Annotated in this window: 9 protein-coding genes; 2 read left to right on the forward strand and 7 right to left on the reverse strand. The window is 53.6% G+C overall.

Features of this window, described 5'->3' with window-relative positions; all coding sequences use genetic code 11:
• Positions 1-12: 12 nt before the first annotated feature.
• From X474_RS07805 to X474_RS07815, 3 genes are all read right to left on the reverse strand, one after another.
• Positions 13-1,302: a TRAP transporter large permease gene (locus X474_RS07805; protein WP_044347977.1), complete on the reverse strand. Its 1,290-nt coding sequence runs from the start codon at positions 1,300-1,302 to the stop codon at positions 13-15.
• Between the two features lie 4 nt (positions 1,303-1,306).
• Positions 1,307-1,789 (reverse strand): TRAP transporter small permease, encoded by a 483-nt coding sequence (locus tag X474_RS07810; RefSeq protein ID WP_044347978.1) that lies wholly within the window; start codon positions 1,787-1,789, stop codon positions 1,307-1,309.
• A 91-nt stretch (positions 1,790-1,880) separates the two neighbouring features.
• The gene (locus tag X474_RS07815; protein ID WP_044347979.1) at positions 1,881-2,888 is read right to left on the reverse strand and encodes a TRAP transporter substrate-binding protein; all 1,008 of its coding nucleotides are present in this window, start codon (positions 2,886-2,888) and stop codon (positions 1,881-1,883) included.
• A 468-nt stretch (positions 2,889-3,356) separates the two neighbouring features.
• On the opposite strand from X474_RS07815, the gene X474_RS07820 reads away from it, so the two are divergent.
• Complete coding sequence (locus X474_RS07820; RefSeq protein ID WP_044347980.1) at positions 3,357-3,944, forward strand: TetR/AcrR family transcriptional regulator; 588 nt, start codon at positions 3,357-3,359, stop codon at positions 3,942-3,944.
• 232 nt (positions 3,945-4,176) lie between these two features.
• On the forward strand, positions 4,177-6,411 hold the full coding sequence (locus X474_RS07825; protein WP_052514994.1) for a glycyl radical enzyme family protein: 2,235 nt from the start codon (positions 4,177-4,179) through the stop codon (positions 6,409-6,411).
• 78 nt (positions 6,412-6,489) lie between these two features.
• On the opposite strand, the gene X474_RS07830 is transcribed toward X474_RS07825, so the two are convergent.
• From X474_RS07830 to X474_RS07845, 4 genes are all read right to left on the reverse strand, one after another.
• Entirely contained in the window at positions 6,490-8,277 is a 1,788-nt protein-coding gene (locus tag X474_RS07830) for a YadA family autotransporter adhesin (protein ID WP_197282021.1), read from the reverse strand.
• Positions 8,278-9,039: 762 nt separating this feature from the next.
• A complete protein-coding gene (locus tag X474_RS07835) occupies positions 9,040-9,699 on the reverse strand; it encodes a TetR/AcrR family transcriptional regulator (RefSeq protein ID WP_052514996.1) in 660 nt (219 codons plus the stop codon).
• A 236-nt stretch (positions 9,700-9,935) separates the two neighbouring features.
• Positions 9,936-11,627 (reverse strand): M50 family metallopeptidase, encoded by a 1,692-nt coding sequence (locus X474_RS07840; protein ID WP_044347981.1) that lies wholly within the window; start codon positions 11,625-11,627, stop codon positions 9,936-9,938.
• Positions 11,624-12,985 carry a SagB/ThcOx family dehydrogenase gene (locus X474_RS07845; RefSeq protein ID WP_044347982.1) on the reverse strand — a complete coding sequence of 454 codons (1,362 nt, stop codon included), beginning with the start codon at positions 12,983-12,985 and terminating at the stop codon, positions 11,624-11,626. Before X474_RS07845 ends, X474_RS07840 begins: the two co-directional genes overlap by 4 nt.
• Positions 12,986-12,992 lie beyond the last annotated feature (7 nt).

A 12,992-nucleotide genomic window follows, 5' to 3' on the forward strand; every position in this document is an offset into this window, starting at 1 on the left:
TCCTAACGCCGCTTAAGGCCCCAAAAGAAGATTGGGGACCACAGTGGATATCCAGGGAACAAAGGCCAATATGAGAAGCGCCGCGATATAGATAAGCAAAGGAGGTGTAATTGCCCTTGAAACCTGCATAAAGTCCAGGCGGGTAATGGCCTGGGCCGTATAGATCAAAAGACCCAGGGGCGGGGTGATGTAGCCGATGCCCAGCCCCACGGTGATCAGAAGGCAATAATGAATGGGATCCATGCCCATCTGCTTGGCTATGGGCATCATGATCGGCACTAAAATCATGATAGCGCCTATCTGGTCCATAAAGGTGCCCAGGATCAAAAGAACCAGGCAGGTGAAGATCAGAAAGGAGGCCTGGCCCGGGATATAGGCCATGGAGACCTCCAGTATGGTCTGGGGTATGCCGCGCAGAATAATGTATTCGCTGATCACGCCCGCGCCGGAGACGGTTATCACCAAGGCCCCGCTGGTCATGCCTGAAGATATGAACAGCTCCTTGAGTTCCTTAAGCCCCAGGGAGCGGTAGATCAAAAGTTCCACAATCAAAACCATGGCGCAGGAGACGACCGAGGCCTCGGTTATGGTGAAAGCCCCGGAATATATACCCCCAAAGAGCACCGCGATAATCAACAGGGGGAAAACCGCCCGCTTCACAGCCCTGGCCAGTCCGGCCGGGTCAAAGGCCTCCAGGGATTCCCTGCCGAGCCCCTTTTGCCGGGCCTTTCGCCAGGCATACAGGGAAAGCATAAGCATGATCAGGCCGCCGGGCAGATACCCGGCCGCAAACAGGCGCACCACGCTTTCACCCGCGGTAAGGGCGCAGATGATCATGATTATGCTCGGTGGAATGATGATTCCCAAAATAGCCGCGCTGGTCACCAGGCCCACGGAAAAAGGCTTGGGATAGTCGTACTTTTCCATGTGCGGGAACATCACCCCGCCGATCGTCACCACAGTTGAGATGGAAGAACCGCTTATGGCCCCAAAGACGCCGGAAGACATCACAGCCGTGATGCCGAGCCCGCCGGGGAGCCAGGAGACAAACTTCCAGGCCAGATCCACCAGCCTCCCGGCCGACTCTCCCCTTACCATCACAGCCCCCAGCAGGATGAAAAAGGGAATGCTCAATAAGGAAAAATTCTCCAGTTTTTTCAGCATGGTCTGGGCCACGAAACAGAAATCCATATCCGTGAAGATCCAAAGGCCAACCACGCCGGTCAAGTAAAGACAAATATAGATAGGTATGCGCAGAAACAGAAAAACAAACAGGATCAAAAGTAATAACAGGGATTCCATGGCTTCATCGGTCTTCCTGGCGGGGTTTCGCCCAAAGCTTGTGAACCTCTCCTATTGAGCGCAAAGCCAACAAAAGGCCAAAAAACGGCAACATGCCCGAAAGAAGGCTGTTGGGAATCTTGAGAATGGGGGTTACGGTCTCCATCTCCATTTCAATCAGCATGAAGTTTACGCCTGCGTAGATCAGGGTCAGCCCGACCCCCAGACGCACCAGATGCAGAAGCAGGTCCAGGCCGAAGCGGGCTTTTGGGAAAAACTCGTAGAGCACATCCACCTTAAGCTCCGCTTTTTTCGGAACCGCCATGACCGCCCCCAGAAAGGTCATGAACATGAAAAGGCAGGTGGTAAGCTCATCGGGCCAGGTTAAAGGCCTTTGAAACAGGTAGCGGGTGACAACGCTTATGCAAAGCGCCGCCAGGGAAACAGTGAAGCAGATCAAAATTCCCCACCGCTCCATCCGGTCCAATACGGCGTTTAAGGCGGACATGTTTCTTTTTCCCGAGATCCGGTTTCATGCTGGTCCGTTCCATGGGGCCGCCCGCCAAAAGACGGACGACCCCACGAAAGGGAGGGTGTGCCTATTGGGCTTCTGTCCCGGCAGCAAGGTCGCTGACCTTGGTCAGCCATTCCCGGCCTATTTCAGACTCGAACTTTTTCCAAACCGATTTTTGACTGGCCTTGAATTTGGCCATCTCATCGGGGGAAAGGTCCATGACCTTGACTCCCTTGGCCTTAAGCGCCTCAGGCGCCTTTTCGGTCAGATCCACACTGGCCTGACGCGCCTTGGCCACGTTTTCCCTGATAATGGCGTCCATGGAGCTGCGTAGGTTGTCATCAAGGGAGTTCCACCATTTTTTATTCACCACCAGGAAAAAGAGCCCCACCATGTGCTTGGTGCGAGTGTAGTATTTGCATACATCGGCAAGACGCAGACGGGTTACGTTTTCGGTCTGATCGGTTCCGTCCACCACCCCCTGTTTAAGGGCCGGGAAAACTGCACCCCAGGCCATGGGCACCGGATTCACCCCCAGGGCGTTCCAAAAGGCCAGGGGATACCTGGCCTGGGTGGTGCGCATCTTAAAGGATTTAAGGTCATCCAGGGTTTGCACCGGTTTGGTGGTGGCAAAGCCGTAGGTCCCGAAATAGCACATATCCAGAACCAGAAGCCCCTTGGACTCAAGGCAGGTGAACAACTCAGTGCGTAAGCCCTTGTTTTTTAAAAAAGCCTCCCATTTGGCATAACTGTCCATACAGTAGGCCAGGGTTCCGATGCCGAACTTGGGATTAAGCTCAGGCGCGTAGTTGCCGGTGAGAAAAGCGCCTTTAAGGGTCCCCATGCGGACCTTTTTCACGATCTCAATGCCATTGCCCATCTGGCCGGAATGAAAATACTTGGCCTTGACCTGGCCTTTCATTTTTTGATTGAGATCCTTTTCCAGCCAAAGCCCCACCTCTGCCCCCGGTTCATTGGGAGGGATAAAATGGGCAAAGGTGAAATCAACGGTCTTGGCGGAGGCCAATGCAGCCAAGCCAAACAAAAAGATGAATGCGAAGACGGTAATGGAGCATCGACGTAACGAAGGCATTTAACCCCTCCTGTCTTTTGTTGAAACCAGGATTATTGAGAAAGACCCGACGGCCTTTTATTTCTGAATCAAACACTCACCCGTTTTAGGGACTTGGCTTAAGATCTACTTTTTCCTGAAAACATTTTTATCCATGGGAAAAGTGTTTTTTAAAATCGAAAAACTTTGCTTTTTGAATTTTCCTTTTTGTTTCTGGGAGAAAAACAGTTGCGGCTTTTTTACCGGACACACGGTAGATTTACCTAACGGGCGTTCGGTATAATATAACCTGTCACATGGGATTACAGATTGTCAATCATTTTTCCGACTTTTCATGGATCATTTATAGGGTTTTAGGTATTATGCCGTTATTGTGCGGGATTACTAAAATTTCAAACAACAGCCAGGGAGTGAACCTGGCTGCCAAGCGTCGACAGGCCCTGACGCCGAAAGAATAGATCAAAAGAAAAACCAGCAAAGGAATTCGTCATGTTGACCCGCAAGGAAATGGCCGAAAAAAGGGCCGCGGAGATCTACAAAACCTCGGCCAAGGTTCTCTGCGAGATGGGTTATGACCGGGCTTCCATAAGGGACCTGGCCCATGCCACCGGTCTGACCAAGGCTGGGCTCTACTACTATTTCAAAAACAAGGAAGACCTGCTATTCATTATCCTGGACGGATATATGGACAAGCTTCTGGACGGTGTACGGCAAATCTCAGACCAGGAGACAAACCCGGGAAAAAGGCTGCGGGCCTTTATTGGCTTTCAGGTGGAGCTTTACTGTAAGGACGTACACAGGAGCAAGCTGATCATCCATGATGAAAACTGCCTTTCCGGAAAACGTTATCAAATTGTTAAGGATAAGCAGCGGGCTTATCTTAAATATTGGAAAAGGACCCTTGAACAATACGCATCCCGAACCGGACGGGAGATACCTGAACTATCAGCCCATGTGATGTTACTCACAGGTATGTGCAACTGGATTTATCAGTGGTATGATCCCAAGGGTTTGCTCAAGCCCGGGGACCTGGCGGACCTCATCTTCACCCGATTCACCAAAGGGCTTGAAGCCTGAACTTTTGGGGAAAATTTTTAAGCCTCGCTTTCCGAAAAAAATACTTTCGGGCCGGCCTTAAACAGCCTTCCTCAGTAACTACAAACAATCTCAGACGGTTTATATAAAAGTCGTCTACACCTGTGCCTTTAGTTGCATTATTAAGAACTCTTACTATTTACTTGTAATTATCCACACCATGTTGTAGTACTGATCTCATATACAGCTACATATAGTATTAAGGAACCTCAAAATGAGCATCAACAACCTACAGGAATATGTATTTTCCAGCCGCTACAGCCGCTATAATCCCCAGCTCGGAAGGCGTGAGACCTTCAGCGAGGCCGTTGACCGGGTCATAGATATGCACCGGGCCCATTTCGCCCAAAGGGACCTTATGATAGAGGATCTTTTGCGGGAAGTGGGCGAGGCCATGAAAAACCGTCTGGTCCTGGGCTCCCAAAGGGCGCTTCAGTTTGGCGGCGACCCCATTCTTAAAAAAAACGCCCGCATGTACAACTGCACCACATCCTATTGCGACAGGCCCCGGTTCTTCCAGGAGGCCCTGTGGCTTTTGCTTTGCGGCTGCGGTGTGGGCTTTAGTGTACAAAAGCACCACATAGCCCGCCTGCCCGAGCTTGCCGAGCCTCTTTCCGAAGAAAAGGTTTTTGTAATCCCGGACAGCATTGAAGGCTGGGCCGACGCCCTGGGGGTTTTGCTCTCCAGTTATTTCACTGAAAAGCAGCCTCATCCCGAATATTTCGGAAACAAGATACTCTTTGATTACTCGCTTATCCGGCCCAAGGGGACCTCCATCACCAGTGGTTCGGGCAAGGCTCCGGGGCCCAAGCCCCTTAAGCGCTCCCTGGAGCTGGTGCGGCAAATCATGGACCGCACCCTGGCCCAAGGCCGCAACCGCCTGCGCCCCATAGATGCCTATGACATGGTGATGCACGCCTCAGACGCGGTGCTTTCCGGCGGGGTGAGAAGAAGCGCCACCATCTGCCTGTTCTCCCCTGATGACGAGCTCATGGCCAAGGCCAAGACAGGCAACTGGTTTGTGGAAAACCCCCAGAGGGCCCGCTCCAACAACTCCGCCCTTTTATTGAGGAATCAGACTGAAAAAAGCCGTTTTTTAGAACTGATGAAGTCGGTGCGCGAATTCGGGGAGCCGGGTTTTGTGTGGGCCGATGACAAAGACGTCACCTATAACCCCTGCGTGGAGATCGGGCTCTATCCCCAATATGACGGAAAATCCGGCTGGGCCTTTTGCAATCTCTGCGAGATCAACCTGGGCGCTGTGGAAAATGAAGAACAGTTTACCAAGGCGGCCAGGGCGGCGGCCATCTTGGGCACACTGCAAGCCGATTACACGAATTTTGACTATCTGGGGGAATTGAGCACTAAAATCGCCCGCAGGGAAGCGCTCTTGGGCGTTTCCATGACCGGCATGATGGAGCATCCGGAGACCAGTTTCGACCCGGAGATCCAAAAACGCATGGCCAGGCTGATCCTTGAAATCAACGAGCAGGTGGCCGAAAGGATAGGCTTAAACCCGGCGGCCAGGGCCACCTGCGTAAAACCCGCCGGTTCCACCAGCTGCATTCTGGGGACCAGCTCGGGCATTCATCCCCACCATGCCCGCCGCTATTTCAGACGAGCTCAAGCCAATGACGACGAGCCGGTGGCCGCCTTTTTCCGCAGGCAAAACCCACACGCAGTGGACGAAAGCGTATGGGATCCCAACGGCCACAGCATTGTGATCACCTTTTGCATTGAAGCCGGTGAAGATGCCAAGGTGCGCAAAGAGCTTGACCCGGTGGACCTCTTAAAATACGTCAAGCTCACCAAGGCCAACTGGATAGACGCGGGCAGGCGGCCCGAGCGCTGCATCAAGCCCTACCTCAGCCACAATGTGAGCAACACCATAACCGTGCCCGAAGGCATGTGGGATTGCGTGGCTGATTTCATCTATGACAACCGGGACTATTTTGCGGGCATATCCCTTTTGCCGGATGGCGGGGATCTGGACTATCCCCAGGCTCCTTTTTGCGAGGTGCTCACCGCCGCTGAGATAGTGGAACAGTATGGTGTGGGGACCATCATGTCCTCGGGCCTGATTGTGGACGGCCTGCACGCCTTTGACGAAAACCTGTGGGAGGCCTGCGACGCTGCCCTGGGGAGGGGGCATGACATTGATTCCCTTTTGGAACCAGGCCAGCCAAGGCGTGTGCAGGAGGCCATAGCCAAGGTTATCTTTGCGCGCAAGGACTGGGTGCGCAGGGCGCACAAATTCGCGGCCAACTACTTTGACAATGACGTGCTTAAGATGACCCGCTGCTTAAAAAGGGTGCACAACTGCAAGATGTGGGAAGACCTGCAAAGGGAAAACACCATTGTGGACTACACCCTTTTGCATGAAGACCAGGACAACACCATCTTGGAGCAGACCATAGCCTGCGGCGGGGGAGCCTGCGAAATCCTTTAGAAATGAAAAAACGCCGGGTGATGCTTAGGTGCGCTGCCCGGCGTTTATCCGTTTTTACCCACACCCCTGTTTTCCCGACTAGAACTCAAAACTGCACCCCGCCCTCACCAGAACCTCGTCCCCGGCATAGGAAGCGCCCGCGTTAAAATAAAGCGAGTCATACTTTTTGGCCCGATGCACCATGGTTAAGCCAAGGGCGGACTGGTCCTTAAATGCGGCTGTGCCCAGGTTCACCATGGTCTTGCCCGGGGCAGTGGGTTGCAGCTCCACCAGGGCGGCGGCTGCGGCGATGCCTGCCCGGGATTCTTCCCGCAGCTCGTTCAAGCCGCGATCCAGGCTTTCGATGCTTGCCCGGTTCTGATTGATGGAAGATTGATTCTGCCTGATTCTGGTGTCGTGCTGGGCCAAAGAAGAACGGTTGGCATCAATATCAGACCTGTTAACCGCAATGTTGCGGGCGTTTTTGGCTATATTTTTGGCGTTCACCTGAGTCTTTTGATCCACGGCGTTCAGCTGGGAGACATTCACCGCATCGGTCGAGTTGACGCCGGGAGCCAGGTTCACTATGCGTCTTTCATTGCCAACTGAGCCCACACTCACGGTATTGGCTTCCGTAGCCACGGAACCCCGGCCCAGGGCAACCGAGTCCGTGGCTCCGGTTTCAATCCTGGCGTCCTGACCCAGGGCCGTACCGCCGGCTGCGCCGGACTCAACCCTGGAATCCGCGCCCAGGGCAACGGCGTTGGTGGAGGCTATGTAGGTGTTGGACCCAACGGCCGTGGAGCCGTCTGCCTCAACTGTGGAACCGGAGCCTATGGCAGTGTCGTAATTTTTAGCAGTTGCGCTTGAGCCGATAGCCACGCTGCAGGTGCCGTGGGCCTGGGCAGCGCCTCCCTCTGAATCAGAGAGCCACCTTGTATCCGCCCCAAGGCTGGATAAAGCGGAGTTCATCTGGCCCAGGTTCACTGCGTCTGTATCATCAATAGCCAAAGCCACATTTACTATGCGCCTTTCATTGCCCACGGAACCCACACTTACGGTGTTGGCCTGATCGGCAATTGAGCCCTGACCAAGGGCTATGGAGCCGGATGTCCCTGCCTCAACCCTGGAATCTGCGCCCACGGCAACCGAGTTGGTTGAATTGATGGTGGTGTTTGCGCCAACCGCAGTGGAGCCGTCGGCGGTTACGGTTGAGTTAACGCCTATGGCCGTGTCGTTGGTTTTGGCTGAAGCACCTGAGCCCACAGCCAGGCTGCCGGTGCCGCTGGTGCTGGCTGAGCCTGCGCCTGAATCTGAGACCATGCGGGTGCTCTGGTCCATGGCCGCGTGAAGCTGCCCCACATTAACCGCATCCGTATCTGCCACGCCCGCGGCCAGATTCACAATGCGCCTTTCATTGCCGGATGAGCCGATGCTAAGGGTGTTGGCCTGATCGGCAATAGACCCCTGGCCCAGGGCTATGGCCCCGGTGGCCCCGGTCTGCACAATGGAATTTTGGCCCAGGGCCATGCCGCCGGATGCACCTGACTCAACCCTGGAATCCGCGCCCACTGCCACCGAATTGGTGGAATTGATGGTGGTGCTTGCGCCAACCGCGGTGGAGCCGTCGGCGGTCACGGTTGAATTAACGCCTATGGCGGTGTCATTGGTTTTAGCCGATGCTCCGGAGCCAACGGCTATGGCGTTATTTCCTGTGGCCTGGGCAGAATTTCCGATAGCTATGGTGTTCAGAGCGGTGCTCTGTGCGCCCGAGCCCATGCCGATATTGTTGTCACCGCTGACCGTGGCGCCCATGAGCGCAACACTATTGGATCCTGTAACCTGGTTGCTCCTGCCCGCGACCAGGTTGTCATCTCCATCTACCATGTTATTTGAGCCGGAAACTTGGTTGTACCGGGAATCGTGGTCGAGTATATTTTGTATGCCACCCACTTGGTTAGCATCATTTCTCTCCCCAAGTCTATTATCATACCCGCTCACCAAATTATACGCAGAAGTACGCATCACCTCATTGCTATCTCCTCCAACTATGTTAGAGGACACATGGTAATGCAGCTTATTATTACTACCGCTGACTATGTTATCTTTAGCTCCTTCACCGATGTGGTTAGAGCTCCCGGAAACATTATTATAGGTGCTGGATTTTTCCAAAATATTGCCGTAACCCGTAACGATACTACCCGTCACATATGCACGCGCTTCATTCCTACCCCCCCCCTATTATATTATAATTAGCAGTCCCATTATAGGTGAAATGATTTGCGGCATCTAAATCATTGTCGCCCCAAGCCAAACTCGAAGGCCCCACTCCAACAATCACCAAAACAAGAGCCCAGACAAATAGTAAACCATATTTCCTAAACATCACTACCTCCAAAGCATCAGTATCAATTCATCTGCATTCAAGAAAAGCGGTTCAATAAAGGATAACTGACTGCTGTTCAAGTAAGCGTAGAACCAACCAGGTTGGACTTAAAATTTCAAGCAGCCTGATGATAAAAGTTCAATATTTCTTACCTGTTGACATGGTCAACATCATCTTAAAAATTAACCAGCTTAAACGATACTAACCGGCTTACCTGTAAAAAATTTCAGCAAAGGAGAAAGACTTAAGCATCAAGAAGGTTCTTAGCTCGGATCCAGCCCCTTCAAAAGGGTGGACACCGCCAGGTCAAGCACCCGCCCTTCCCTGGCCAAGGAGACCCCTTTGGCCTTGGTTAAAAAAACAGGAAGCCCGTGGGATTCTTCTGTGGTCTGCAGGTGGCCATCGATCACAAGGCTGGCTACACCGTGCATGGTGCTCCAGAGAACACTGGCAATGGCCTGAGCAGGCAATTCCACGAGACGCCCCTGTTTTTGGCATAGTTCCACAGTGGCCAACAAAGGCGCAAAGGCCTGATCCGCAGCCTGATGTAAAAAGGGCGGCCTTTCCTCAGTAGTCAACATGGGGCCGAACATAAGCCGATAGAGCTCCGGATTCTCAAAGGCAAAGCCCACATAGGCCCTGCCCAGGTTCTCCAGGATTTCACAGGCATTGGGTGCGGCTTCTGAGGTTATGATCTGATAAGCCCTGGCTATCTCCAAAAATCCTGTCTCAGCCACCCGGCAAAGCAGATCCAGCTTGCTTTCAAAGTGCCGATAAGCCGCCGTTCGGGAGGCCCCCACTGCCTGACTCAGGCTGCGCATGGTCAGGCTCTCAATACCCTGTTTGTTTATTATGGTAAGGGCAGCCTCAATGAGCTGCTCCCTTAAATTTTCATGATGATAAGTGTCTTTTTTCTGAGTCATCTCTCCTCCTGACAAGGATGTAACCTAAAATGTAGACGCTATCAACATAAAAATTAGAATTATTTCTTTTTGCCAGGCAATAAAAAGCCCCGGCCAAACCTAATTCAGCCGGGGCTTATTTGATACTGTTTTTTTAGCAGGCTAGCTTAAGACAGCTCCGCCAGAACCATAAAAACCACGCAATAGCCGCACCAGTGCCTTGCCAACCGCATTTTGACAATCAAAAAATAAAAAAATCAGCTTAAACGAATTTGCCGGTGTTGCAGGGCCTGGTACCTGATCCAAAAATAACGGGCCGCCTGGATGAGTATCATCAAGACGCTTATACCGGCTGAGATAACAATCTCCAACCAGTTGAAACCCTTTATAACCATGGCGGAAAAATGCATTAAAGGCAGCCCGAAAAAAACAACCGTAACCAGGCATCCGCTGATGCCGTAAACCCAGAAAGCGATCCTTTCCTTACGGCTTGGCAAAGAAGGCTGCGGGGGAAGCTTATCCCCTAAAAACAGCCTTAAAACCGCCATCTTTATATGGGCAAAGGAGCGCTCCCTCAAGTTGGGGATATTGAGCCCTTCCATGAGCATGTAATAGGCATCCATGCGCAGAAAAGGGTTAAAGTTCATGATCAGGCTGGCCAGGATAAAAACAGCGGCATACACCCAGAAATGAAACCAGGGGCCTTGGGAGTCGGCATTGTAATCAATCAGCCACATAAAAAGCCCCAGCAGGGCAAAAGAGACAAACGGCCCTCCCAGGGCGACCAGGACCCTGTGCCGCCTCTTCAGAAAAATCCAGGCGGAAGACACGTCGCAGTAAAAAATAATAAAGCTCACATAAAACATGGCTCCCATGCCGTTCACCGAGCCGCCGAAGCGCTTGCACACAAAGGCGTGCCCCAGTTCATGCACAATGGAAGAGGCAACAATAAGCCCGTATAACAAAACCCAGAGCCAGGTGTAGTCCAAAAAATGGCCGCCCATTTGGTGCAAGCCGCCAAGATACTTGTCCCAATGCTCAATCAGGGGGATAGCCCCGCTGACACCCAAGGCAAACATGGCGATAAGCCCCAGGGTCGAGGTGAGAAAACCCAATCTCCTATGCATCCTGGCAACCAGTGAATCTGCGTTTTTAAAGACCAGGTTAAGGCCAACGACGGCATGAAGAATTCGGGACAGCCTGCCCGGTTGAGGGCGGTCCTGACCAGCCAGGAGCCCTCTGTCCTCTAAAGTTTCATAAATCATCCCCACCCTGCGGGGGCTGATGGGGCCGGCCAGATCCACATAATCCAGATACATGTCATAGCATTTACGCTTGCCGTCCATACGGCTTATGACAAAGGCCCCGGCCTGGTCAAAGCGCAGGCCCTGTCCGGTGCGTGGGTCTGTAACCACCGCGCCGGAGGGCAACTCCGGGGAGGAACCGGGGATATAGTCTATGCGCAGATCCGACCTCAGGGCGGGGATCAGGTCCATGACCCAGTACTGGCCCTCCTTGCCCTTGCCCCTGGGGTATTTGGAAAGGCTTATGTAACGGATGTTTCCTTCCACCCCATAAGCCACCTTGTCCATCTGTTTGGTCAAAAGCCGGGCCAGGAGATAGGCCGCATCCACTTCTTCTTTCTTATCCTCGGGCAAGGACGCCTTTGGGGGAGTGAGATCCAGGGGCGTTTTGCGGTCATAGCTTATCTTTATCTCAAGGCTATGGTCGTTTACGCCCAACTCCACCTGAAAAGGCGCTTCCAATCCCACCTGGGCCGAGGCCTGGATTATCGCCCTCCCCGCCTCGGTGACTGATTCTGCGATAACTCCTGTTACTTCTTCCGAAAAGCCAAAGCCAAGGGCAAAATCAGCGGCCGCGAGGCCTGCCTTTTCAGCCCAATTCTGTTCCAGGGGCAGGATCAATTTCTGGCGGGGAGTTTTTTTCATTTACTCACCACAAACAATCCGACGGCCGGTTCTTCCAGCGCGTCCAGCCCGGTGGCCCGGGCGAACAGATCCACCTCCGCCGCGCCCAGGCAGCAGGGTTTCAACTCCAGGGCCGTGGCCACCAGGTACAGGGTTTGGTAAAGACACCCCAAATCCATCTGCACCAGCCGATAAGCGACACTCTCGTATTTCCAGGCGGTGCGGCCAAAACGGGCGCTGATCCAGATCTGGGCCTGGGGCGGGTCATAGTCCCAGGGAGCCAGGGGATTGAAGGCAAGCAGGTCTTCCATGCCCTGGTGGTTTCCGGCCAGCGGACTTAAGGAATGCTTCTGGGGCTGGTAATGGTAAAGCCCCGGCTCAAGGCCGTTTACTTTATTGGCAGCCAAATACAGCTCCAGGGGATGTCTGGCCCCGGCGCTGGGATAGGGGCGGAAACTCACCACCCCTTCCTGCTCCAGCTCCTTGCTGGACTTGAGCCGGGCCGCACTGTGCAAAAGCGCGGACAAACATCCCAAGCCCACCGGCTCTTTAGCGGGCCTGCGCCGGGTCCTGCGGTCCGAGAGCACCTTGCCAAAGGGCCGATCCAAAAGCGCCAGGCAATTTTCATCCACCGGCGGCAGTTCCAGACAGGGGCGGCCGCTTTTGGTTTTGACCACCCTGGGGCAGGGAAATACATCTTTAAAGCGCAAGGTGTCCGGCGGGTCGTAGTCGGAAAGCCGCCACAAGGAACGGCTATGGAACATAAGGTCGTGCCACTGCCACCAGGCCAGGGGCGGTTTATCCTCGGCATCATCTAAAAGCGCCAAAAGCCCCGCACCGGTCAGCACCTTGAGGACCAGATCGATCTCTTCCTCTGAAAACCCTTGAACCTTAGGCGGTTCGGCCGGATTTTTCCCAGCCAGTGCGGAAACAAGCCCGGTCAAACCAGGCTCGGCGGTGCTCACAACAAAAGAACTTAAGGGCGAAGCCAGCCTGAGGCCCGTTTTTTCCGGCCTGGCCCAGGCAAAGCGGGAGAGCCCCTTTCCGTTCCAAGCAGGCAAAGGCGTCTTTATCGCCGGAAAGACATATAAAAGCGGTCTTTCCCCCCAGGCGTAACAGGCATCCAAAAGGCCCGCCCCCAGGGCCTGATGAATCAGAAAATGCCCTCTGGCCTGGAGGTTGAAATCATCCAACCCGGCCTTTTCCAGGGCCTCTTCCGGGCTCTGCCAGGCAGTGGAAAGCACTTCCAGCAACCGTGCTTCCGCTTTTGCCCCCGGGGCCAGGCGCATAAGCACCCGGCGGCCCTTACCATAAAGCCAGGCCCCGTCTTCCTGGTCAAGGGTGAGTTTTTTACTTGTCCTATAGGTTACTTTCAGCATTACCAAG

Source organism: Dethiosulfatarculus sandiegensis, from assembly GCF_000931935.2.
Taxonomy (GTDB): Bacteria; Desulfobacterota; Desulfarculia; order Desulfarculales; family Desulfarculaceae; genus Dethiosulfatarculus; species Dethiosulfatarculus sandiegensis.

Coding starts and splice junctions, on each gene's coding strand:
- X474_RS07805 (WP_044347977.1), bottom strand. CDS start 1,302: ATGGAATCCCTGTTATTACTTTTGATCCTGTTTGTTTTTCTGTTTCTG.
- X474_RS07810 (WP_044347978.1), bottom strand. CDS start 1,789: ATGTCCGCCTTAAACGCCGTATTGGACCGGATGGAGCGGTGGGGAATT.
- X474_RS07815 (WP_044347979.1), bottom strand. CDS start 2,888: ATGCCTTCGTTACGTCGATGCTCCATTACCGTCTTCGCATTCATCTTT.
- X474_RS07820 (WP_044347980.1), top strand. CDS start 3,357: ATGTTGACCCGCAAGGAAATGGCCGAAAAAAGGGCCGCGGAGATCTAC.
- X474_RS07825 (WP_052514994.1), top strand. CDS start 4,177: ATGAGCATCAACAACCTACAGGAATATGTATTTTCCAGCCGCTACAGC.
- X474_RS07830 (WP_197282021.1), bottom strand. CDS start 8,277: ATGGTAGATGGAGATGACAACCTGGTCGCGGGCAGGAGCAACCAGGTT.
- X474_RS07835 (WP_052514996.1), bottom strand. CDS start 9,699: ATGACTCAGAAAAAAGACACTTATCATCATGAAAATTTAAGGGAGCAG.
- X474_RS07840 (WP_044347981.1), bottom strand. CDS start 11,627: ATGAAAAAAACTCCCCGCCAGAAATTGATCCTGCCCCTGGAACAGAAT.
- X474_RS07845 (WP_044347982.1), bottom strand. CDS start 12,985: ATGCTGAAAGTAACCTATAGGACAAGTAAAAAACTCACCCTTGACCAG.